The following is a 21,616-nucleotide window of genomic DNA, read 5'->3' as shown; positions in this document are numbered from 1 at the left end:
GAGGTACCCCGAAATGCGCGAGTCCACACTCAGATCTCCCTCGGCCGCCTTCCAGCGGCCCACGCAGGACGTCCGCTGGCGCCGCGTCCCCGTCGACGGGACCACGGTGGACTACGCGGTCGGCGGCCACGGCCGGCCGGTCGTCTTCCTGCACGGATGGGGACTCGGACCCGCCGCCTACCGGCCCGCCCTGCGCGAACTCGCCCACCGCGGGGTACGGGTGTACGCCCCCGCGCTGCCCGGCTTCGGTGGCACCCCGGAACTGCCCGCCGGTGAGCGCGACCTCGACGGGTACGCGCGCTGGGTCGGCCGGTTCGTCGACGCCATCGGTATCCGCGGCCCCGTCACGGCGATCGGGCACTCGTTCGGCGGCGGCGTCGCCGCCCGCGCCGCGCACGATCTACCCGATCACATCGGGGAACTGGTGCTCGTCAACTCCGTCGGCGGGGCGCAGTGGTCGCCCGCCCGGCCCATCCACGAACGGCCGCTCTGGGACTGGGCGCTGCGGTTGCAGGCCGACGCACTCGGTTCCCGCTCGGTGGGCCAGGTCGTCGGGGCGATCGCCGGTGCGGCGGTGCCGAACGTGCTGCGCGGCCCGGGGGCGATCTGGCGGACCGGGCACCTCGCCCGCACCGCCGACCTGCGACCCGAACTCGCCCGGCTCGCCGAGCGGGGCCTTCCGGTCACGCTGCTCTGGGGGACCGCGGACGCCGTGATCCCGGAGGCGAGCTTCGAGTCGATGCGGGCGGCTCTCGGTGACCCGAAGGTCGTGATGGTGTCCGGCAACCACTGCTGGCCGATCGGCGACCCCACCCGATTCGGGGACGCCGTGGGCCGGGTCCTGGCTCCGTCGCGGGAGCAGGTGCCGGCATGAGCGTGGACGCGGTGACCCGGCCCTTCGAGACCGAGGCGTTCATGCTCAGGTCCTGTGGCCACTGCGCGACCCTGTTCGCGCCCGAGACCTGGGTGTGCAAGGCCTGCGACGGGGATCTGGAATGGGTGCCGTCGACGGGTCGCGGAACCGTGGTGTCCTGGACGCGGCTCGACCCGTCCGCGGCCTCGTCGGGGGTGGGTGCTCGGGGACTCGAGCCGCTGACCATCGCGATCGTCGAACTCGACGAGGGGCCGTGGATCTACGCGGCGATCGAGGGCGGTCAGCCCAACTCGGATCCGGGGCATGCCCGGGTGGTTTTCGGCAGCGAGCCCGTCGTCGGCCGGTTCCCGGCCTTCGTCCTCAGCCGGTCCGCGCTCAGCTGAACGGCGGCCGCCCGTCCAGCCGCAGCGACGACGCGCCGGCGACGCGCCACGCGCGGGCGGTGAGGTCCGCGTCCGCGTCGGTGACGAGGTTGCCCATCACCCGGACCGCGACGGTCATCAGCGTCCGCGACCGCATCGCCACCGGGCCACCCGCGGGCAGCACCCGGGGCACCGTCAGCAGTCCGGCCAGCCTGCGGGCGATCGAGAAGGACCGGCCGTAGCGTCGCCGCAACACCGCCGGCCACAGATCGGTGAGGTCGCCGGCGCCGAGCACGTCCGCCACCATCCGGCCCGTCTCGAGGCCATAGTCGATGCCCTCGCCGTTGAGCGGGTTCACGCAGGCGGCGGCATCACCGATCAATGCCCAGTTCGGGCCCGCGACCCCCGACACCGCCCCGCCCATCGGCAGCAGCGCCGACGCGACCGACCGGATCGGGCCGTCCAGTTGCCACTCGTCGCGGCGCCGGCTCGCGTACAACTCGATCAGCGGCCGCAGTGCGCCCGGCGCGGGGCGGGCGGCGGTCGCCAGCGTCCCGACACCGATGTTCACGCGTCCCCCGCCGAGTGGGAAGACCCAGCCGTATCCCGACTGAACGGTCCCGGCCGTGTCACGCAGCTCCAGATGCGAGGTGATCCACTCGTCGTCGGCGCGACCGGAGTCGACATACGCGCGGGCTGCGACCCCGTAGGCGGTGTCGCGGTGCCACTCGCGGCCCAGCAGCTTGCCCAGGGGAGATCGCACCCCGTCGGCGACCACCAGGTACCGGCACCGAACGGTGCGCGGGCCGTCCGGGGTCGTGAAGGTCACCGCAGTGACGGCGGTGCCGTCGGGAGCGCGCTCGACGCCCACCGCCTTCGCGCCCTGCAGCATCGTCGCGCCCGAGTCGACGGCGACCCGGCGGATCCGGTCGTCGAGTTCGGTCCGTGGCACCGCGCTACCCGTCGACGGGAACGACCCGTCCGGCCACGGGAGCTGCAGTTCGTGTCCGAAGCCGGTGAGCCGCAGCCCGCGGTTGACCGGGTGCTCCGAGAGCCAGTCACCGAGTCCGAGATGCTCGAGTTCCGCGATCGCGCGTGGCGTCAGTCCGTCGCCGCAGGTCTTGTCGCGGGGGAACGTCGCGGCATCGGCAAGCACGACCTCGCGCCCCGACCGCGCTGCCCAGGCCGCGGCGGCCGACCCCGCCGGGCCTGCGCCGACGACCAGTACCTCGGTCCGTTCGGGGGCACTCACCGGTTCGGGACGGGCATGCTCGGGCTGATCGGTTTCGGCAGGCGGAGGCACCACGGCAGTATCTTGTCAGGCCGGTCGTTGCGACTCGTGACAGCCCGGGTACCGAACGTGGACGATGGATTCACTACCGTGGCACCCGGCGGTTGTCGGCTGGTGACCGTGGGGTCCGGTTTGCGGGCGCCTCGTCAGAACAGGATGGGTACTGAGATCGTGAGCACGAGCGAAGCGACGAGCACCGTCGTCGCCGGTGTGGATCTGGGCGACCAGGCACTGGCCGAGGCGGTGCGGACGGGTCTGACCGATGTGGAGACGCTGCTGGTCAGCGAACTGTCCGACGGGGAGGACTTCCTCACCGAGGCCGCACTGCACCTCGCCAAGGCCGGAGGCAAGCGGTTCCGTCCGCTGTTCACCCTTCTGACCGCGCAGTTGGGGCCGCGGGGCGCCGACCCGTCCGTGGTCACCGCGGCCACTGTGGTCGAGCTGGTGCACCTGGCGACGCTGTACCACGACGATGTGATGGACGAGGCGTCGATGCGCCGCGGCGCCCCGAGCGCGAACTCCCGTTGGGACAACAGCATCGCGATCCTCGCCGGCGACTACTTGTTCGCGCACGCGTCCCGGCTGGTGTCGACGCTCGGGCCGGACGCGGTGCGGATCATCGCCGAGACGTTCGCCGCACTCGTCACCGGGCAGATGCGGGAGACCATCGGCGCGAAGCAGAGCCAGGATCCGATCGAGCACTACCTCAAGGTGGTGTGGGAGAAGACCGGTTCCCTGATCGCCGCCTGCGGCCGGTTCGGCGGAACCTTCTCCGGAGCGTCGGCCGAGGACGTCGAGCGGCTCGAACGGCTCGGTGACGCCGTCGGCACCGCATTCCAGATCGTCGACGACATCATCGACATCTCCTCGGAGTCGGCGCAGTCCGGCAAAACGCCGGGCACCGACCTGCGCGAGGGTGTCCACACCCTGCCGGTGCTCTACGCACTGCGGGAAGAGGGACCCGACGCGGATCGACTGCGGGTGCTGCTGGACGGACCGGTCACCGACGACGACGAGGTCGCCGAGGCGCTGGTGCTGCTCGAACGGTCGCCCGGCATGGTCGCGGCGAAGGCGAAGCTCGGGGAGTACGTGGACCTGGCCCGCGCCCAGCTCGCAGAGCTTCCCCAAGGGTCGGCAAACGACGCGCTGAAACGCCTGGTCGAATACACGATTGCCCGGGTCGGCTGAAGTAACGTTCCCCGATGAGGGAACCCAGCTTCGGGGTCCCTCGTTGACTTGGTGACGGGTCGGTTCGGCCGGCCGGTCGTGATCGACTCGGGGAAGAGGCGGCAGTGCATCGGTATTCGAACGGGATGAAGACCTTCGGCCTGCTCGTGGTCATGTCCGCGCTGATCGTCTTCATCGGCTCGCTGTTCAACAACCGGACCATCCTGATCTTCTCGATCGTGCTGGCCGTCGCCACCAACGCGTGGGCCTACTTCAACAGCGACAAGCTGGCGCTGCGCGCGATGCACGCGCAGCCGATCACCGAGGTCGAGGCGCCGATCATCTACAAGATCGTTCGCGAACTGGCGACCGCCGCACACCAGCCGATGCCGCGGCTGTACATCAGCCCGACCGCGGCCCCGAACGCGTTCGCGACCGGCCGCAACCCTCGCAACGCCGCCGTCTGCTGCACCAGCGGGATCCTGCAGATCCTCGACGAACGCGAACTGCGTGCGGTGCTCGGGCACGAGCTCTCACACGTCTACAACCGGGACATCCTGATCTCCTCGGTGGCGGGGGCGATGGCGGCGGTGATCTCCGGACTGGCGAACATGGCGATGTTCGCCGGCATGTTCGGTGGCCGCGGCGACGACCGCCCGAACCCACTGGCACTGCTGCTGGTGTCGCTGCTCGGGCCGATCGCCGCCACCGTGGTCAAGCTGGCGGTCTCGCGGTCCCGGGAGTACCAGGCGGACCAGTCCGGCGCCGAGCTGACCGGGGATCCGCTGGCACTGGCGTCGGCGCTGCGCAAGCTCGAGCGCGGTACCCAGGCGGCGCCGCTGCCGCCCGAGCCGAAGATCGCCGCGCAGTCGCATATGATGATCGCCAACCCGTTCCGTGCCGGCGACAAGATGAGCCGGATGTTCTCCACCCACCCGCCGATGGCCGACCGGATCGAGCGCCTCGAGGATCTTGCCGGCAGAAGGCTGCCGGAGTAGCGCCATCAGCGCGGACCGAAGGGGAGCGCTCAGCGCTCCCGTTCGCTCGGTGGGGCGCCCAGGATCCCGTGCAGTTTCGCCCGGCAGTCGCGGTAGATCACCGCGAGGTCGGCCACCTCCCCGGCCTCGGCGTGCTCGACCCAGATGTCGAATGCGACGCGCAGCGTGGCGGAGCTCGTCTCGACGATCAGCCGCGGCAGCACCGGATCCGCGTCGGGGGAGAGGGTGGCCGCGATCTGCTCGGTCAGTTTCCGGACGTTCTCGAAGTCCATCAACGCCGCGGCCCCGCGCAGGTCGGGGTCGTTCATCACCAGCCGCCGAACGCGCAGGATCCGTAGGACGGCGTCGGGGTCCCCGCTGATGAGGTCGTCGAGAAGTCTCAGGTGAGCGGCTTCGACGTGCTCGAGCACCAGGTCCTCGGGCATGCCGTCGGTCAGGGCGGCGGCCAACGCCGTGCTCAGGTCTTCGACCCCGGTGAGGACCGTGTCCTCCTTGGTGGGGAAGTACCGGAAGAACGTGCGCTGTGACACGCCGGCGCGGGCGGCGATGTCGTCGACGGTGGTGCCGGCATATCCGCGTTCCTCGAACAGTTCGAGGGCGGCGTCGCTGATCTCGTGGCGGGTCTCGCGGCGCCGTCGTTCACGGAGTGTGGGTGGCATCGACCGCTCGCTTTCTCCTGGCTGGAGCTGACAAGACTACAGACGACGGCTAATTGACAGTCTCTGCCATATTGCGTGAAACTGACAGTTATGAATGTTCAGGTCGACGCCGTCGATACCCACCCACCATCGAAATCGCACGAGGCGCCGGTCGGCCTGTCCTCCTCCGATCGGCTCGTGATCGGGCTGCTGGTGGTGGCCGCGTTCGTGGTGATCCTCAACGAGACGATCATGGGTGTCGCACTGCCTCGGCTGATGGAGGACCTGTCGATCACCGCAGGCACCGCGCAGTGGCTCACCACCGCGTTCCTGCTCACGATGGCCGTGGTGATCCCGGCGACCGGCTATCTGCTGCAACGGTTCTCGACGCGAGCGATCTTCATCACCGCGATGTCGCTGTTCAGCCTCGGCACCCTGCTCGCCGCGGTGGCCCCCGGATTCGAACTGCTGCTCGCGGGCCGGGTGGTGCAGGCGGGCGGCACCGCGATGATGATGCCGCTGCTGACCACCACCGTCCTGAACCTGGTTCCGCCGCAGTCCCGCGGCCGGACGATGGGCACAATCTCCATCGTGATCGCCGTGGCCCCGGCGATCGGCCCGACCGTGTCGGGCCTGATCCTGCGGGCGCTGAGCTGGCGGTGGATGTTCGGGATCGTGCTGCCGATCGCGATCCTGGCGCTGGTGATCGGCGCGGTGCTGATCAAGAACGTCACCGAGACCCGACGGGCCCCGTTCGACCTGCTGTCGCTGCTGCTGTCGGCGGTGGCGTTCGGTGGCCTGATCTACGGCCTGAGCAGCATCGGGGAGTCGGCCGCCGGGCACACTCCGGTCGCGCCGTGGATCCCGATCGTCATCGGTGTCGTCGCGCTGGCCGCGTTCGTGGCCCGGCAGTTCTCGCTGCAGCGCACCGACCGCGCACTGCTCGACCTGCGCACTTTCGCCAGCACCCCGTTCTCGATCGCGGTCGCGGTGCTGGTGGTGAGCATGATGGCGTTGTTCGGCTCGCTGATCGTGCTGCCGCTGTACCTGCAGAACGTCCTCGGTCGGGACACCCTCGCCACAGGCCTGATGATGCTGCCCGGCGGGCTGGTCATGGGTGTGCTCTCGCCGGTGGTCGGCCGGCTCTACGACCGAGTCGGGGCCCGGCGTCTGGTGCTCCCGGGCACCATGGCGGTCAGTGCCGCGCTGTGGCTGATGACGCTGCTCGACGCAGGCAGTGCCACCGGCATGATCATCGGGATCCACGTGCTGCTCAACGCGGGGCTCGCCTTCGTGTTCACCCCGCTGCTGACCTCGTCGCTGGGCTCGCTCCCGCAGCGGCTCTACTCGCACGGCAGCGCGATCGTGAGCACGATGCAGCAGGTCGCGGGAGCGGCGGGTACCGCGCTGTTCATCACGATGATGACCACCCGCACCACGTCGGAGTTGACCGCGGGTGCCGATGCGCTGGACGCCGCGATGTCCGGAATCCACGCCGCGTTCCTGTGCGGGGCGGTGATCTCGCTGCTGGCAGTCGTGGCCTCGCTCTTCGTGCGTGACGTCCGGAGCGAGGAGATCGTGAGCTGATCCTGGGTGCCCGCCGACGAGAACGGCGCCGGTCGCCCCACGCGGGGTGACCGGCGCCGTTCTCGTCGGATCGGTACCGGGGCGTGCCTAGCGGTAGTTGACGAACTGCAGCGCGATGCCGAAGTCCTCGCCCTTGAGCAGTGCGATGATCGCCTGCAGGTCGTCGCGCTTCTTGCTGCTCACCCGGAGTTCTTCGCCCTGAATCTGCGCCTTGACGCCCTTCGGTCCCTCCTCGCGGATCTTCTTCGAGATCTTCTTCGCGTTCTCGGAGGAGATGCCCTGCACCAGCGAGCCGCTGAGCTTGTAGACCTTGCCGGACTGGGCCGGCTCGCCCGCGTCGAACGCCTTGAGTGAGATGTCCCGGCGGATCAGCTTCTCCTTGAAGACCTCCAGAGCCGCCTTCAGACGCTCCTCGGTGTCCGCGGTCAGGGTGATGGTCTCCTCGCCCGACCATTCGATGGTCGCGCCGGTGTTGCGGAAGTCGAAGCGAGTGTTCAGCTCCTTCTCGGCCTGGTGCAGTGCGTTGTCCACTTCCTGCCGGTCGACCTTGCTCACCACATCGAAGGACGAATCCGCCACGTCTTTCTCCCTACTTCGTCGGTCGCCACCCGGTCTCCGGGGGCTCGAGAACCCACGATAACCACACGGTTTGCATTAACCCGCCCCGGTAGTTGTATTCTTCTCATCGCGCCAGGGAGAACCGGGAAGCCCGAGAGGGTCGAACGCGGAATCCTGGATGACACCAGGCAGGTTGCCCGAGCGGCCAATGGGAGCGGACTGTAAATCCGTCGGCTTACGCCTACGTAGGTTCGAATCCTACACCTGCCACACCTGGGTCCCGGCGAGTGCGAGCTCGCTGGGACCTGGTGGTTAGACAGTTTGAAAAAGGGTCCTGACCAGGCGGTTTGGAACTCCGGACACAGACTGTGTAACCTTCGGAAGGCTTCAAAGCGCGGCAACGCGCAGCGGAGCATGCCCCCTTAGCTCAGTCGGCAGAGCGTTTCCATGGTAAGGAAAAGGTCAACGGTTCGATTCCGTTAGGGGGCTCGCTGGATTGGGTGCCTACTCGACTTAGACTGGCATCGATGCACCGAGGCGGTGTAGCTCAGTTGGTAGAGCAAACGACTCATAATCGTTGTGTCGCCGGTTCAAGTCCGGCCATCGCTACACAAGACGACATGGCAACACACCCTGATTGATCCCGATCAGATTCACTCGAAAGAAGGCATACCGTGGCCTCCTCCACTGACGTTCGCCCCAAGATCACCTTGGCATGCGAGGTATGCAAGCACCGGAACTACATCACGAAGAAGAACCGGCGCAACGATCCTGATCGGCTCGAGCTGAAGAAGTTCTGCCCGAACTGCGGAACGCATCAGGCGCATCGGGAATCCAAGTAACATCAATCGCGTGCTCCGCAGATGCGGGGCACGCGATTTTTTTGGTTATGACGCAGGGGCCGGGACGGGGTGAACCCGTGGTCGGCCCATCGCTGTGTTCCAGTGCAGCCGCGTCCAGTGCAGATAAGGGTCCTGCTTCGGTGAAACTGAATGCTGATCTCGTTGGCCTGCATCACAGGTTCAGCGACTACTACGAGGTCGGCCGCGAGAAGGTGCGCGAGTACGCGCGGGCGGTCAAGAACGACGACCCGGCCTTTCGCGACGAGAACGCCGCGCGTGAGCTCGGCTACGACGGCCTCGTCACGCCCCTGACGTTCATCTCGGTGTTCGGGTTCATGGCGCAGGAGGAGTTCTTCGACACCCTCGGCCTCGAGCTGGACCTGAGCAACATCCTGCACACCGATCAGCGGCTCGTCTTCAGCAGGCCGATGAAGGTCGGCGACAGGCTCTACTGCGACGTGTACGTCGACTCCCTGAGGGTGATGGGCGGCAGCGACATCATCGTCACCCGCAACGAGATCACCGATCAGGACGGCGAGCTGGTGCTCACGACCTACACCACGCTGATGGGCCGGCACGTCGAGGAGGGCGAGTGATGGCGTTGCGAAGTTTCGGGGACGTCGTCGCCGGGCAGGAGCTGCCCGAGAAGACCGTTCCGCTGACCCGGTCCGACCTGGTTCAGTACGCGGGCGTCGCCGGCGATCCGAACCCGATCCACTGGGACGATGCGGTCGCTCAATCAGTGGGTTTGCCAATGGCGGTCGCACACGGCATGCTGACGATGGGTATCGGAGCCGGGTACATCACGTCCTGGCTCGGGGACCCGGGCGCGGTGCTGGAGTACAACGTCCGTTTCACCAGCCCTGTCTACGTGCCCAACGATGGCAGGGGTGCCGAGATCGAGCTGACCGGTAAGGTACGCTCGGTCGACGACGAGAACCGCACAGCGGTGATCGCCATCGTGGCCAAGGTGGACGGCAAGAAGATCTTCGGTCGGGCCACCGCAACCGTCCGACTCGGCTGATTTCCAGCCGATTGGGTTTGTTAGACCACCGTGCAGTACACTGAGATTTCTGGGATTGTTCAGCGCTGCGCGCTGCCCTTCGGTACTTGTTGTGCCGACTGGGGTGGCGCGCGTGTTGTGTGGTCACAGAGTTGGTTGATCGGCTCGTGAGAGCGCACTCGAGAGAGTGCACTGTTTGTGAGCAGCACGGATCGACCAAAGGGGCGTAGCTCAACTGGCAGAGCAGCGGTCTCCAAAACCGCAGGTTGCAGGTTCAAGTCCTGTCGCCCCTGCCCCGGATGTCAGCAACTGAGAGGAACGACGGTGAGCGAGGATCGCGGAAAGGCCGAGAACTCGGCGGGGTCCTCGGGCACCGACGATGCCGCCGCGAATGCCGCCGCATCGTCCTCTCGACCGACTGGCAAGCGTCCGGGCCGCCGTTCCAGCGCGGCCACGGACGTTTCCGCGACTACCACCGTCGCCGCCGGTTCGCCGGCCAAGTCCGCCGCAGGCGAGCCCGCCAAGAGTGCCGCGAAGTCGAAGGCGGACAAGCCGCGCAAGGAGAATCTCTTCAAGCGCCTGCGTCGGTTCCTGCGTGAGGTGATCGCCGAACTCCGCAAGGTGATCTGGCCGAACCGCAAGCAGATGGTCACCTACACCACGGTCGTGCTTGCCTTCGTGGCGTTCATGGTGGCGTACATCAGTGGATTGGACTTGGCGTTCATCAAGGGCGTCACCTGGTTGTTCGGCTGATCCCGGACACCGACATGCAATGAGAGGAAGCGAGCGCGCCAGTGAGCACCCCCGATAACGACGCAAATGAGGCCCTGGCCGGAGAGCCTGTTGCCGATGACGCGGTCGCTGCGGAGTCCGCTGACGGCGTGATCGCCGACGAGGCCGTGACCGACGAGTCCGCCGTCGACGGCGAGTCCGGCGAGGGCGAGGCTCCCGCCGAGGAAGCCGCCGCCGAGGAGGCCGTCGATCCGGTTGCCGAGATGAAGGCCGCGCTCCGCCGCGCCCCCGGTGACTGGTACGTCATCCACTCCTACGCCGGGTACGAGAACAAGGTGAAGGCCAACCTCGAGACCCGCGTGCAGAACCTCGATGTCGGCGACTACATCTTCCAGGTCGAGGTCCCGACCGAAGAGGTCACCGAGATCAAGAACGGCCAGCGCAAGCAGGTCAACCGAAAGGTGCTGCCGGGCTACATCCTGGTGCGCATGGAGCTCAACGACGAGTCGTGGGGCGCGGTGCGCAACACCCCCGGCGTCACCGGGTTCGTCGGTGCGACCTCCCGCCCGTCGCCGCTGACGATCAACGAGGTCGTCAAGTTCCTCATGCCGCAGCAGGGCGCCAAGAAGCCCGCCGCCGCTGCCGCCGCCGCAGGCGAGGCCGTCTCCGAGGCGGTTGCGAAGCCGCTGGTCGAGGTCGACTTCGAGGTCGGCGAGTCGGTCACCGTCATGGACGGCCCGTTCGCGACGTTGCCTGCGAGCATCAGCGAGGTCAACGCCGAACAGCAGAAGCTCAAGGTCCTGGTCTCGATCTTCGGTCGTGAGACCCCGGTCGAGCTGTCGTTCAACCAGGTCTCGAAGATCTAGGCCCGCACGGTTCGCAGGTCCGCGCGGCCCCCACACTTGCACTGCAGCAAGAAACACAACCGCAAGAATTAGGAACGAAGATGCCCCCCAAGAAGAAGAAGCTCGCAGGGCTGATCAAGCTTCAGATCCAGGCCGGTCAGGCGAATCCTGCCCCGCCGGTGGGTCCCGCGCTCGGTCAGCACGGCGTGAACATCATGGAGTTCTGCAAGGCCTACAACGCGGCCACCGAGTCGCAGCGCGGCAACGTGATCCCCGTGGAGATCTCGGTCTACGAGGACCGGACCTTCGACTTCAAGCTGAAGACCCCGCCCGCCGCCAAGCTGCTGCTCAAGGCCGCTGGTGTGCAGAAGGGCTCCGGCGAGCCGCACAAGACCAAGGTCGCGACCGTGACCATGGATCAGGTGCGCGAGATCGCGAAGACCAAGCAGGAAGACCTCAACGCCAACGACATCGACGCCGCCGCGAAGATCATCGCCGGCACCGCCCGTTCCATGGGCATCCTCGTCGAGGGCTGAGCGAGGCCTCGTCAGCTTTCGAGCTGAGCAGTACCGAACGCGTGGGAGGGCCGGCCAGGCCCGCAACCACAACTGAACCATTCACCCGGGTGTGAAACCCGCCGGTGAGAAGTAAGGACAGAACACATGGCAAAGCGCAGCAAGGCATACCTCGCCGCCGCTGAGAAGATCGACCCGAGCAAGCTCTACAGCCCGCTGCAGGCTGCGAAGCTCGCGAAGGAGACCTCCTCCTCGAAGATGGACGCGACCGTCGAGGTCGCCGTCCGCCTCGGCGTCGATCCCCGCAAGGCGGATCAGATGGTCCGTGGCACCGTCAACCTCCCGCACGGCACCGGTAAGACCGCCCGTGTGATCGTGTTCGCCGCCGGCGAGAAGGCCGCCGAGGCCGAGGCCGCCGGTGCGGACGCAGTCGGTGCCGAGGACCTGATCGAGCGCATCCAGGGCGGCTGGCTGGACTTCGACGCCGCGATCGCCACCCCGGACCAGATGGCCAAGGTCGGCCGCATCGCCCGCGTCCTCGGACCGCGTGGCCTGATGCCGAACCCGAAGACGGGCACCGTCACCACCGATGTGGCGAAGGCCGTTGCGGACATCAAGGGCGGCAAGATCAACTTCCGCGTCGACAAGCAGGCCAACCTGCACTTCGTGATCGGCAAGGCGTCGTTCGACGATGCCAAGCTGGTGGAGAACTACGGCGCCGCTCTGGACGAGATCCTGCGTGCGAAGCCGTCGTCGGCCAAGGGCCGCTACGTCAAGAAGGTCACGGTTTCGACCACCACCGGACCGGGCATCCCGGTGGACCCGAACCGCACCCGCAACCTCCTCGAGGATGCCGAGGCGTAGTCACACGCTCGACGAGAGGCCGGTCCGGAGTTCGCTCCGGGCCGGCCTCTTTCGTGTCCGGATGCGCGCAGGTCGGGGCCCGTTTTGGAGTTCGTCAGGGGTGTCCGGTAGTGTGGCTCGAGAGTTCGAACCTATTTCGAGTTCACCCCAAGAAGTTCTACCCAAGACCGTTGGTCACCGGTGTGCGCTGTCGGCAGTGTCAAAGCTGTTGCGGCGAGATCGGTTGAAGGTCCGGAGCAGGTCCGGCGGCCCACGCAGGAGGACGAGGCAGGGGAGAGTCCGTCCGGCGTGAGCCGGGTCGATCGCTCCTCGTGTACGCCCCGTGTGCCCTGCACCGGGGCGTTTGTCGTGTTGCGGCTCCTTCCGCCGGATGTTTCACACCGTCCGGCAGGACACACCAACACGATGTCACGAGAGGAGGCGAAGTATGGCAAAGCCCGAGAAGGTCACCGCGGTTGCGGAGATCGCTGAGCAGTTCAAGGGTTCGACTGCCGCCGTGGTCACGGAGTTCCGTGGTCTGTCGGTGACCAGTCTGACGCAGCTGCGTCGCGCGCTCGGAGAAGGCGCTACCTACTCCGTCGCCAAGAACACCCTGGTCAAGCGTGCCGCCGCTGAGGCGGGCGTCGAGGGCCTTGACGACCTGTTCGTCGGACCGACCGCCATTGCATTCATCAAGGGCGAGCCGGTCGACGCCGCGAAGGCGCTGAAGAACTTCGCGAAGGACAACAAGGCGCTCATCATCAAGGGCGGCTACATGGACGGCGCTGCGCTGTCCGTGGACGAGGTCAACAAGATTGCGGACCTCGAGTCCCGCGAGGTCTTGCTGGCCAAGATGGCCGGCGCGATGAAGGGCAACTTGGCAAAGGCCGCAGGCCTGTTCAATGCCCCCGCGTCGCAGGTGGCCCGTCTGGCCGCTGCGCTGCAGGAGAAGAAGGCCGCGGAAGGTTCCGCAGCCGAGAGCTGATCCGCACGAGACGTCGGGTCGCGGGCGCCCTGCTCGCGGTTCCGGGTCTTGCGTATCACGTACCACCACCCATCCCACCTCGTCGCGGATCAGCGACATGGGACTTACAGGAAGGACGCCATCATGGCGAAGCTCACCACCGAAGAGTTGCTGGACCAGTTCAAGGAGCTCACCCTCCTCGAGCTCTCGGAGTTCGTGAAGGCCTTCGAGGAGACCTTCGAGGTCACCGCCGCTGCTCCGGTCGCCGTTGCCGCTGCCGGTGCCCCGGCCGCCGCCGCTGAGGCCGAGTCCGAGCAGGACGAGTTCGACGTCATCCTCGAGGGTGCCGGCGACAAGAAGATCCAGGTCATCAAGGTCGTCCGTGAGGTCGTCTCCGGCCTGGGCCTGAAGGAGGCCAAGGACCTCGTCGAGGGTGCGCCGAAGGCGATCCTGGAGAAGGTTGCCAAGGACGCTGCCGAGGCCGCCAAGGAGAAGCTGGTCGCTGCCGGCGCGACGGTTTCCGTCAAGTAAGACGCTTCGCGCGTCACGCTTCGGCGTCACGTTCGAGAAGAAGGGCCGTTCCCCATCGGGGAGCGGCCCTTTTTCGTGCCCGAGAGCGGCGTCACTGGACGCCGGTCCAGCTCGGTTTTTCCCTGTTGTCGCAGGTCGGAGATGGTGTGGAGCAGTCGAAACCTCGGTATTGCGCACCGTACTTACTCGTGAGTAGGATTGGCGGTCACGGGTACCACATCGATGCGATAGAGTGACCCAACCCACAGTGGGGGCGACCTATCGAACAGCGTGGAGGTAAGTGGTGGGAGTAGAGGTAAAGGTCGAGGGACTTACGAAGTCGTTCGGCTCCCAGAAGATTTGGCAGGACGTCTCCCTGACGTTGCCTGCCGGTGAGGTCAGCGCGCTGCTCGGGCCGTCCGGCACCGGCAAGTCGGTGTTCCTCAAGTCGCTGATCGGCCTGCTGCGACCCGAGCAGGGATCGATCGTGATCGACGGCACCGACATCCTCCAGTGCTCGTCGAAGGAGCTGTACGAGGTCCGGCAGATGTTCGGTGTGCTGTTCCAGGACGGCGCGCTGTTCGGGTCGATGAACCTCTACGACAACGTCGCGTTCCCGCTGCGTGAGCACACCAAGAAGTCCGAGTCCGACATCCGCAAGATCGTGATGGAGAAGCTCGAGCTCAACGGTCTGCTCGGCGCGGAGAACAAGCTGCCCGGCGAGATCTCCGGCGGTATGCGCAAGCGCGCCGGTCTGGCCCGCGCTCTGGTGCTCGATCCCGAGATCATCCTCGTCGACGAGCCCGACTCCGGCCTCGACCCGGTGCGCACCACCTATCTCAGCCAGCTGCTGATCGACATCAACGCGCAGATCGACGCGACGATCCTGATCGTGACGCACAACATCAACCTCGCTCGCACCGTGCCGGACAATCTCGGCATGCTGTTCCGCAAGCAGCTCGTCATGTTCGGACCGCGCGAGGTGCTGCTGACCAGCGAGGAGCCGGTCGTCAAGCAGTTCCTCAACGGCAGCAAGATCGGCCCGATCGGCATGTCCGAGGAGAAGGACGAGTCGCAGATGGCTGCGGAGCTGGCGATGAAGGAGGCCGGTCACCACGACGGCTCCCAGGAAGTTTCCGGTGTGATCCCTCAGATGCAGGCGACGCCCGGCATGCCGGTCCGTCAGGCCGTTCACCGCAGGCAGGACCGCGTCCGGTCGATCCTGCACACCCTGCCCCCGGAAGCGCAGCGCAGCATCCTCGAGAGCCTGGGCGACGGCGACGCCGCCACCCAGGTGATCCCCGTGTACAGCGAGTCGGCCGCGACGAGCGGAGCGACGGGAGACATCACGGAGTCCTCGTCCTGGACCAACGGGTAGAGCGCGCGTGGGGGGTTCGAAGAGCACGCTGCTGAGTCCGATATCGGCAGCGTTGACCCAGGCCGGCCTGATCGTCCAGCTGTTCGTCGACGTCGTCCGCAACCTGTTCCGCAAGCCGTTCCAGTTCCGCGAGTTCATCGAACAGGCATGGTTCATCGCGAGCGTCACCATCCTGCCGACCGCGCTCGTCGCGATTCCGTTCGGTGCGGTGGTGTCGTTGCAGACGGGGTCGCTGATCAAACAGCTCGGTGCAGAGGCGTTCACCGGTGCGGCCAGCGTGCTGGCCGTGATTCAGCAGGGCAGCCCGATCGTCACCGCTCTGCTGATCGCAGGCGCGGCCGGTTCGGCGGTCACCGCGGACCTGGGTTCCCGCACGATTCGTGAGGAGATCGACGCGATGGAGGTGCTGGGCATCAATCCGATCCAGCGTCTCGTCGTGCCCCGTGTCCTCGCGATGGTGCTCGTCGCGGTGCTGCTCAACGGACTCGTCTCGGTTGTCGGGATCGCGGGCGGTTACTTCTTCAACGTGATCCTCCAGGGGGGTACCCCGGGCGCCTACCTGGCGTCGTTCTCGGCACTCGCGCAGTTGCCGGACCTCTACATCGCGGAGGCGAAGGCGGCAATCTTCGGTGTCATCGCCGGTGTCGTCGCCGCGTACAAGGGCCTGCACCCGAACCCGGGCCCGAAGGGCGTCGGCGAGGCGGTGAACCAGACGGTCGTCATCACGTTCCTTCTGCTGTTCTTCGCCAACCTGATCCTGACCATGGTGTATCTGCAGGTCGTGCCGGCCAAGGGGGCTTGAGTAGATGACCATCGCGAGGGGGCGCGGTGATCGCGCGCTGATCCATGCGCGTCGAGCCGGACGCGCCCCGCTGAACGTGCTCGACCGCGCGGGCGACCAGATGTCGTTCTACGCCCGCGCGATCGCCTGGATCCCACGGACGATCACCCACTACGGCCGGGAGGTGCTGCGCCTGCTCGCCGAGGTCACCTTCGGCAGCGGCGCGCTGGCCGTGATCGGCGGCACCATCGGCGTCATCGTGATGATGTCGGGCTTCACCGGTGTCGTCGTCGGACTGCAGGGATACGCAGCACTCGACCAGCTCGGCAGTTCGGTGCTCACCGGCTTCCTGTCCGCGTACGTCAACACACGCGAGATCGCGCCGATCGTGGCGGCCCTCGCGCTGTCCGCGACTGTCGGATGCGGCTTCACCGCCCAGCTCGGTGCGATGCGGATCTCGGAGGAGATCGACGCGCTCGAGGTCATGGCCGTGCCGTCGGTGCCGTTCCTGGTGACGACCCGAATGGTCGCCGGATTCGTCGCGGTCGTCCCGCTGTACATCGTCGGCCTGCTGGCGTCGTACTTCGCGTCTCGGCTGATCAGCACGCTGTTCAACGGTCAGTCGAGCGGCTCCTACGACCACTACTTCAACCTGTTCCTGCCGCCCGCCGACGTGCTGTGGTCGTTCGGCAAGGTGCTGGTCTTCGCGTTCGTGCTGATCATGATCCACTGCTACTACGGCTACACCGCGTCCGGCGGTCCGGCCGGCGTCGGTGTGGCGGTGGGACGCGCGGTGCGGACGGCGATCGTGACGATCGCGGTACTGGACTTCTTCCTCAGCCTCGCGATCTGGGGCACGACGACCACGGTGCGGGTGGCCGGATGAGCAACGACGGGTCGGCCCTGCGCCGGCGGATTCTCGGTCTGGTGTTCTTCCTGGTGTTGGCCCTGTTCCTGGCCTTCACCATCGGGATGTACAACAAGTCGTTCAAGGACGTCGTCACCGTCAACCTGGTGACCGACACGGTCGGCAACTCGCTGCCCGATCATGCCGACGTGAAGGTCCGCGGGCTGATCGTCGGCGAGGTCCGCTCGTCGTCGTCGGAGAAGGGCGAGGTGACGTCGGTTCTCGCGATCGATCCGGACAAGGCGGAACTGATCCCGGCGAACACCACCGCCAGGCTGTTGCCCAAGACGCTGTTCGGGGAGCGGTACGTGGCGCTGATCGTGCCCGCCGGGGACACGGCGGCCCCGATCACGGACGGTGACACCCTGCACCAGGACAAGAGCGGCAACGCCATCGAGATCGGTGAGCTGCTCGACGGACTGCTGCCGTTGCTGGAGGCGGTGCCGCCGCAGGACCTCGCCAACACCCTCGGTGCCCTCAACCAGGCACTGACCGGCCGCGGCAACGACATCGGCGTGAGCCTGGAGCGGCTCGAAACCATCTTCGCGGGCGTCAACACCGAGCTGCCGAACCTGGAGCAGGGGCTGAAGGGTCTGGCCGACTTCTCGCAGACCTACACGGACGCGGCACCCGAGCTGGTCAATGCCCTGGACAACCTGCGGACGACCGGCGCGACCGTGGTGCAGCAGCAGAACCAGATCCGCACCCTGATGTCGGCGGCGACGTCCACCGCGGGCAGCACGGCCGATTTCCTGGCGGCGAACCGGGACTCGCTGATCTCGATCGCAGCGGACTCGCGGGATTCCCTAGAGGTGCTCGCCGCGGCCTCGCCGACATTCGGATGCACGTTCGCGCAGTTCGTGCCGATCGTCTACAACGCGAGTGCGATCCTCGGCCTCAACCCGGACGGAAGCCTGCAGGACCACCCGGGTGCCCGGGCCGCGACGGTGTTCGTCAATCCGAAGGGTCGGTACCTGCCCAACCAGGACGAGCCGCGGCTCTTCGACAACCGCGGGGCCAAGTGCTACACCCCGGCCGCTCCGGGTGACAAGTTCCCGCAGTACCCGGGCGGCTCCTACAACGACGGTGCCTACCAGGTGCCGTCGCGCAATCCGGGCCCGTCGTACGTGCCGTCGCCGGAACGGCCGCAGTACGCACCCGTGCCGAGCACCGCAGGTGTGCAGGTGGCGGGTGCGGCGGACGCACCGGCGAGCTATTCGGGGTCGACGTTCGAGCAGGACACGCTCGCGGTGATCTACGGGGAGGGCACGGGCACACTGCCCGAGAACGTGCCGGGTTGGACAACGCTGCTGGGGGCCCCGGCACTGAGGGGGACGGAGGTGAGTGTCAGATGAAGGCGCAGCTGAGGGGGCTCGCGGCTCCGCTGACCAAGCTCATCATCTTCGCCGTCGTGACCGTGGTGGCGACCGCGCTGCTGGCGTTCACGATTGCGAACACCGGCGGTGGTGGCGGCACCAGATTCAATGCCGTCTTCTCCGACGTCACCTCCCTGAACAGGGGTGACGAGGTGCGCATCGCGGGGGTCCGGGTCGGGCAGGTGGACGAGATCTCGATCGTCAACGAACGGGAGGCGAAGGTCCAGTTCTCGCTGTCCGATCGGGACTGGCTGCCCGCCGGTTCCAGGGCCACCATCCGGTACCGGAACCTGGTCGGGCAGCGCTACATCGCGCTCGAACAGGGGGAGGGGCCGCAGGGCGTGAAGCTGACCGCGGGGCAGACCATCGCGCTCGACCACACCAAGCCGGCGGTGAACCTGACGACCCTGTTCAACGGGTTCCGCCCGTTGTTCCAGACGCTCAGCGCCGACGACGTGAACACGCTGTCGTACCAGATCATCCAGGTGTTCCAGGGGGAGGGCGGCACCATCTCGGAGCTCGTGCGCAACACCGCCTCGCTGACGAACACGATCGCCGACAAGGATCGGGTGATCGGGGACGTCATCAACAACCTCAACGGTGTCCTCGACACCGTCAACAAGCACGACGAGGAACTCGGCTCGTTGATCGTCAACACCGAGCAGTTGGTGACGGGCCTCGCCAACGACCGCGGCGTCGTCGGTGACGCGGTCACCTCGCTCGCCACCCTCACCGACACGGCGTCGGATGTGCTCGAACCGACCCGGCCGTCGATCCAGGGATCGGTGTCGGCGTTGAACACGCTCGCCGGCACGCTGAACGAGCAGGAAGCGGCGGTGAACAAGACCCTCGCAAACCTGCCGGTGAAGTTGGAGAAGCTGAGCCGGATCGCCAGCTACGGTTCGTGGTTCCAGTTCTATCTGTGCGGCATCGACGTGGTCGCCGGGCCGGGTGAGTCGAAGTACCTGAACCTGCCGACGGGGCTGCCGACGATCAACCAGCCGCTGTACACCAACTCCGCACCGCGGTGCTCGGCGAACGGGGCCGGCCAATGAGCAGGCAACGGCGCAGCCCCGCCACGATCGGCGCGCTCGGCATCGTCATCGTGCTGCTGGCGACGATTTCGGCCTTCTTCCTCGACGACCTGCCGATCATCGGCGCCGGTGCGACGTACCGCGCCGAGTTCAGCGAGGCCGCCGGTCTGAAGCCGGACAACGAGGTCCGCATCGCCGGTGTGAAGGTCGGCAAGGTCACCGACGTCACCCTGAACGGGGACAAGGTCGACGTCGCGTTCAAGGTCAAGGACGCCTGGGTCGGTGACCAGACCACCGCGTCGATTCAGATCAAGACGATCCTGGGGCAGAAATACCTGGCTCTCGATCCGCGCGGATCGTCCACGCTGCGGCCGTCGAACCCGATTCCGCTCGACCGGACCACCTCGCCCTACGACGTGATCGACGCCTTCTCCAGCGCGGCGACCACGCTCGAGCAGATCGACACTCCGCAGTTGGCGCAGAGCATGCAGGTCCTCTCGGAGGCGTTCGAGGGCACCCCGGCGGATGTGCGTGCGTCCCTCGACGGGGTGGCGCGGCTGTCGGCGACGATCGAGACCCGTGACGCGGAACTGACGAAACTGTTCGCCGCGACCGCGAAGACGTCGAAGGTGCTCGCGGACCGCAACGCGGAGTTCACCCAGCTGATCTCCAGTGCGGGTCTGCTGCTCGGGGAACTCAACGCCCGCCAGCAGTCGATCGCACAGTTGCTGACCGGCACGCAGCGACTGTCGCAGCAGCTCACCGGGCTGGTGCGCGAGAACGAGGAGCAGATCGGGCCGGCGCTCGAACAGCTGCGGGGGGTCGTGCAGATCCTGCAGGACAACAACGACAACCTGGACCGGGCGATCAAGCTGTACGCGCCGTTCACCCGCCTGTACTCGAACATCGTGGGCAACGGTCGCTGGTTCGACCAGGTGGTGGTCAATCTGACGCCGCCGGCGCTGCCGCTGATTCCGGGCTACCGCGACCCGGTGCGCACCCTGGGGGACAACTGATGACGGGCATCACGTCGGGCCGCATGCCGAGATTCAGCCGTGCCCAGATCCTGACGACGATCGCGGTCGTCCTCGCAGTTCTCGCGGTCGCGGTCGGCGGCTGGTGGCTGTTCGCCCGCGCCGGCACCACGAAGATCACCGCGTACTTCGACAAGTCCGTCGGCATCTACACCGGGTCGGATGTACGGGTGCTCGGAGTCAAGGTCGGCGAGGTGAACGAGGTGACGCCGCTCGGCGATCAGGTCCGGGTCGTGATGCGAGTCGACCGCGGCGTGGAGATTCCCGCGGACGCGAAGGCCGCGCAGGTCACCCCGTCGGTGGTGTCGGACCGGTACATCCAGCTGGCGCCCGCGTACTCGGGTGGCGACGTGATGGAGTCCGGAGCGACCATTCCGCGTGAGCGGACGGCGACCCCGGTGGAGGTGGACCAGCTGTACTCGAGCATCGAGGAACTGTCCGAGGCGCTGGGGCCGAACGGCGCGAACAAGGACGGCGCCCTGTCGAACCTGGTGGACACGGCGTCGCAGAACCTCGACGGCAACGGCGAGGCGCTGGGCACCACGATCACCGAACTGTCGAAGGCGGCCGCGACCCTGAACTACTACCGCGGGGACCTGTTCGAGACGATCAGGAACCTGCAGACGTTCGTCAGCGCGCTCGCCGCGAACGACGAGCAGGTTCGTCAGTTCAACGGCCAGCTCGCCGACCTGACCGGGTTCCTCGACGGGGAGCGGGCGAATCTGGGCGCGGCCTTGAACCAGTTGTCGATCACCCTGGGCGACGTCGCGGTCTTCGTCCGGGACAACGAGGATCTGGTCGCGAGCAATGCGGAGGGCCTGGTGCAGGTGACGCAGACTCTCGCCGACAACCGTCAGGACCTGGTGGACGCGCTGACCACTTTGCCGCTCGCGATCAGCAACGTCGTCAACTCGTACGACGCCGAGTCCGGCACCCTCGCGTCGCGGGTCAACCTGCCCGAGACGCAGGACCCGTTCGGCGCGCTGTGCAAGCTGATGGATCTGGGCAAGCTCATGCCCGGCGACCCGAGGTTCGACGCGCTCAGCCGTCAGATGCGGCCGGTCATCGACAACTGCGGGGTGATCATGGACCAGGTCACGGCCGGGGTGAAGACGCCGACGCTGAACCTGCCCTTCGGCATCCTCAGCGGCGACAACCTGCAGCGCCCCTCGCAGCCGGGCACCGTGCCGGGGACGATCTCCCCGCGGCTGGGCAACTCGCAGGCACCCGGACTCAGTGACCAGAACATTCCGCGGGGTGGGCAGTGAAGCGGGTGGGAATGACGCTGCCGTGGGCAGTGAAGCGGGTGGGAATGACGCTGCCGTGGGCAGTGAAGCGGGCGGGAAGGACGCCGGAGCAGGCGTCGAGGTGGGCTGT

At 67.1% G+C, this 21,616-nt stretch carries 24 protein-coding genes and 4 tRNA genes; 25 read left to right on the top strand and 3 right to left on the bottom strand.

Annotation, left to right across the window (positions count from 1 at the left end; translation table 11 throughout):
* The first annotated feature begins 13 nt into the window (after nt 1-13).
* Together ACWEPG_RS09795 and ACWEPG_RS09790 are read left to right on the top strand one after the other, a co-directional pair.
* On the top strand, nt 14-874 hold the full coding sequence (locus ACWEPG_RS09795; protein ID WP_450114416.1) for an alpha/beta fold hydrolase: 861 nt from the start codon (nt 14-16) through the stop codon (nt 872-874).
* A complete protein-coding gene (locus ACWEPG_RS09790) occupies nt 871-1,257 on the top strand; it encodes a Zn-ribbon domain-containing OB-fold protein (RefSeq protein WP_452594324.1) in 387 nt (128 codons plus the stop codon). The genes ACWEPG_RS09795 and ACWEPG_RS09790 overlap by 4 nt, the downstream gene beginning before the upstream one ends.
* Here ACWEPG_RS09790 and ACWEPG_RS09785 read toward each other — a convergent pair.
* On the bottom strand, nt 1,250-2,488 hold the full coding sequence (locus tag ACWEPG_RS09785; RefSeq protein WP_450114502.1) for a geranylgeranyl reductase family protein: 1,239 nt from the start codon (nt 2,486-2,488) through the stop codon (nt 1,250-1,252). The two genes, ACWEPG_RS09790 and ACWEPG_RS09785, sit on opposite strands and share 8 nt — an antisense overlap.
* 195 nt (nt 2,489-2,683) lie before the next feature.
* Between ACWEPG_RS09785 and ACWEPG_RS09780 the strand changes: the two genes are divergently transcribed.
* Both ACWEPG_RS09780 and htpX read left to right on the top strand, forming a co-directional pair.
* Entirely contained in the window at nt 2,684-3,715 is a 1,032-nt protein-coding gene (locus tag ACWEPG_RS09780; protein ID WP_452594323.1) for a polyprenyl synthetase family protein, read from the top strand.
* A gap of 104 nt (nt 3,716-3,819) precedes the next feature.
* Nucleotides 3,820-4,692 (top strand): zinc metalloprotease HtpX, encoded by an 873-nt coding sequence (gene htpX / locus ACWEPG_RS09775; protein ID WP_450114419.1) that lies wholly within the window; start codon nt 3,820-3,822, stop codon nt 4,690-4,692.
* Between the two features lie 29 nt (nt 4,693-4,721).
* Here htpX and ACWEPG_RS09770 read toward each other — a convergent pair whose 3' ends face one another.
* Nucleotides 4,722-5,351, bottom strand: a complete 630-nt coding sequence (locus tag ACWEPG_RS09770; RefSeq protein ID WP_450114420.1) for a TetR family transcriptional regulator — start codon at nt 5,349-5,351, stop codon at nt 4,722-4,724.
* A 90-nt stretch (nt 5,352-5,441) separates the two neighbouring features.
* On the opposite strand from ACWEPG_RS09770, the gene ACWEPG_RS09765 reads away from it, so the two are divergent.
* Entirely contained in the window at nt 5,442-6,917 is a 1,476-nt protein-coding gene (locus ACWEPG_RS09765; protein ID WP_450114421.1) for an MDR family MFS transporter, read from the top strand.
* Nucleotides 6,918-7,004: 87 nt separating this feature from the next.
* On the opposite strand, the gene ACWEPG_RS09760 is transcribed toward ACWEPG_RS09765, so the two are convergent.
* On the bottom strand, nt 7,005-7,496 hold the full coding sequence (locus ACWEPG_RS09760) for a YajQ family cyclic di-GMP-binding protein (RefSeq protein ID WP_450114422.1): 492 nt from the start codon (nt 7,494-7,496) through the stop codon (nt 7,005-7,007).
* A gap of 166 nt (nt 7,497-7,662) precedes the next feature.
* On the opposite strand from ACWEPG_RS09760, the gene ACWEPG_RS09755 reads away from it, so the two are divergent.
* From ACWEPG_RS09755 to ACWEPG_RS09660, 20 genes are all read left to right on the top strand, one after another.
* Nucleotides 7,663-7,745: transfer RNA gene (locus ACWEPG_RS09755), tRNA-Tyr, on the top strand.
* A 146-nt stretch (nt 7,746-7,891) separates the two neighbouring features.
* Nucleotides 7,892-7,964, top strand: a tRNA-Thr gene (locus ACWEPG_RS09750).
* 47 nt (nt 7,965-8,011) lie between these two features.
* Nucleotides 8,012-8,084 (top strand) — tRNA-Met (locus tag ACWEPG_RS09745).
* A gap of 65 nt (nt 8,085-8,149) precedes the next feature.
* Nucleotides 8,150-8,317 (top strand): 50S ribosomal protein L33, encoded by a 168-nt coding sequence (gene rpmG / locus ACWEPG_RS09740; RefSeq protein WP_031937658.1) that lies wholly within the window; start codon nt 8,150-8,152, stop codon nt 8,315-8,317.
* A gap of 140 nt (nt 8,318-8,457) precedes the next feature.
* Complete coding sequence (gene hadA, locus ACWEPG_RS09735; RefSeq protein WP_450114423.1) at nt 8,458-8,913, top strand: (3R)-hydroxyacyl-ACP dehydratase subunit HadA; 456 nt, start codon at nt 8,458-8,460, stop codon at nt 8,911-8,913.
* Entirely contained in the window at nt 8,913-9,341 is a 429-nt protein-coding gene (gene hadB, locus ACWEPG_RS09730; RefSeq protein ID WP_450135924.1) for a (3R)-hydroxyacyl-ACP dehydratase subunit HadB, read from the top strand. The genes hadA and hadB overlap by 1 nt, the downstream gene beginning before the upstream one ends.
* Before the next feature lie 199 nt (nt 9,342-9,540).
* Nucleotides 9,541-9,613 (top strand) — tRNA-Trp (locus tag ACWEPG_RS09725).
* Between the two features lie 31 nt (nt 9,614-9,644).
* Nucleotides 9,645-10,073, top strand: coding sequence for a preprotein translocase subunit SecE (gene secE, locus ACWEPG_RS09720; RefSeq protein ID WP_450114425.1), 429 nt, complete (start codon nt 9,645-9,647; stop codon nt 10,071-10,073).
* A gap of 41 nt (nt 10,074-10,114) precedes the next feature.
* On the top strand, nt 10,115-10,918 hold the full coding sequence (nusG, locus tag ACWEPG_RS09715; RefSeq protein WP_450114426.1) for a transcription termination/antitermination protein NusG: 804 nt from the start codon (nt 10,115-10,117) through the stop codon (nt 10,916-10,918).
* 80 nt (nt 10,919-10,998) lie between these two features.
* A complete protein-coding gene (rplK, locus tag ACWEPG_RS09710) occupies nt 10,999-11,433 on the top strand; it encodes a 50S ribosomal protein L11 (RefSeq protein ID WP_450114427.1) in 435 nt (144 codons plus the stop codon).
* A 126-nt stretch (nt 11,434-11,559) separates the two neighbouring features.
* A complete protein-coding gene (rplA, locus tag ACWEPG_RS09705) occupies nt 11,560-12,276 on the top strand; it encodes a 50S ribosomal protein L1 (RefSeq protein ID WP_450114428.1) in 717 nt (238 codons plus the stop codon).
* A 427-nt stretch (nt 12,277-12,703) separates the two neighbouring features.
* The gene (gene rplJ, locus ACWEPG_RS09700) at nt 12,704-13,240 is read left to right on the top strand and encodes a 50S ribosomal protein L10 (protein WP_450114429.1); all 537 of its coding nucleotides are present in this window, start codon (nt 12,704-12,706) and stop codon (nt 13,238-13,240) included.
* A 123-nt stretch (nt 13,241-13,363) separates the two neighbouring features.
* Nucleotides 13,364-13,750, top strand: coding sequence for a 50S ribosomal protein L7/L12 (gene rplL, locus ACWEPG_RS09695; protein ID WP_450114430.1), 387 nt, complete (start codon nt 13,364-13,366; stop codon nt 13,748-13,750).
* 283 nt (nt 13,751-14,033) lie between these two features.
* Nucleotides 14,034-15,107 (top strand): ABC transporter ATP-binding protein, encoded by a 1,074-nt coding sequence (locus tag ACWEPG_RS09690; RefSeq protein ID WP_450114431.1) that lies wholly within the window; start codon nt 14,034-14,036, stop codon nt 15,105-15,107.
* Nucleotides 15,108-15,114: 7 nt separating this feature from the next.
* Nucleotides 15,115-15,909 carry an MlaE family ABC transporter permease gene (locus tag ACWEPG_RS09685; RefSeq protein ID WP_450135927.1) on the top strand — a complete coding sequence of 265 codons (795 nt, stop codon included), beginning with the start codon at nt 15,115-15,117 and terminating at the stop codon, nt 15,907-15,909.
* A 4-nt stretch (nt 15,910-15,913) separates the two neighbouring features.
* Complete coding sequence (locus ACWEPG_RS09680; RefSeq protein WP_452594322.1) at nt 15,914-16,774, top strand: MlaE family ABC transporter permease; 861 nt, start codon at nt 15,914-15,916, stop codon at nt 16,772-16,774.
* Nucleotides 16,771-18,150 (top strand): MCE family protein, encoded by a 1,380-nt coding sequence (locus ACWEPG_RS09675; protein WP_450114434.1) that lies wholly within the window; start codon nt 16,771-16,773, stop codon nt 18,148-18,150. The genes ACWEPG_RS09680 and ACWEPG_RS09675 overlap by 4 nt, the downstream gene beginning before the upstream one ends.
* A gap of 8 nt (nt 18,151-18,158) precedes the next feature.
* Complete coding sequence (locus ACWEPG_RS09670; RefSeq protein ID WP_450114503.1) at nt 18,159-19,226, top strand: MCE family protein; 1,068 nt, start codon at nt 18,159-18,161, stop codon at nt 19,224-19,226.
* On the top strand, nt 19,223-20,221 hold the full coding sequence (locus tag ACWEPG_RS09665) for an MCE family protein (RefSeq protein ID WP_450114435.1): 999 nt from the start codon (nt 19,223-19,225) through the stop codon (nt 20,219-20,221). The genes ACWEPG_RS09670 and ACWEPG_RS09665 overlap by 4 nt, the downstream gene beginning before the upstream one ends.
* Nucleotides 20,221-21,507: an MCE family protein gene (locus tag ACWEPG_RS09660; RefSeq protein ID WP_450114436.1), complete on the top strand. Its 1,287-nt coding sequence runs from the start codon at nt 20,221-20,223 to the stop codon at nt 21,505-21,507. The genes ACWEPG_RS09665 and ACWEPG_RS09660 overlap by 1 nt, the downstream gene beginning before the upstream one ends.
* Nucleotides 21,508-21,616: the final 109 nt, after the last annotated feature.

This window comes from Rhodococcus sp. NPDC004095 (genome assembly GCF_053604015.1).
Note: the sequence above shows the minus strand (reverse complement) of the source record. Positions and strands in the feature narration are given on the sequence as shown.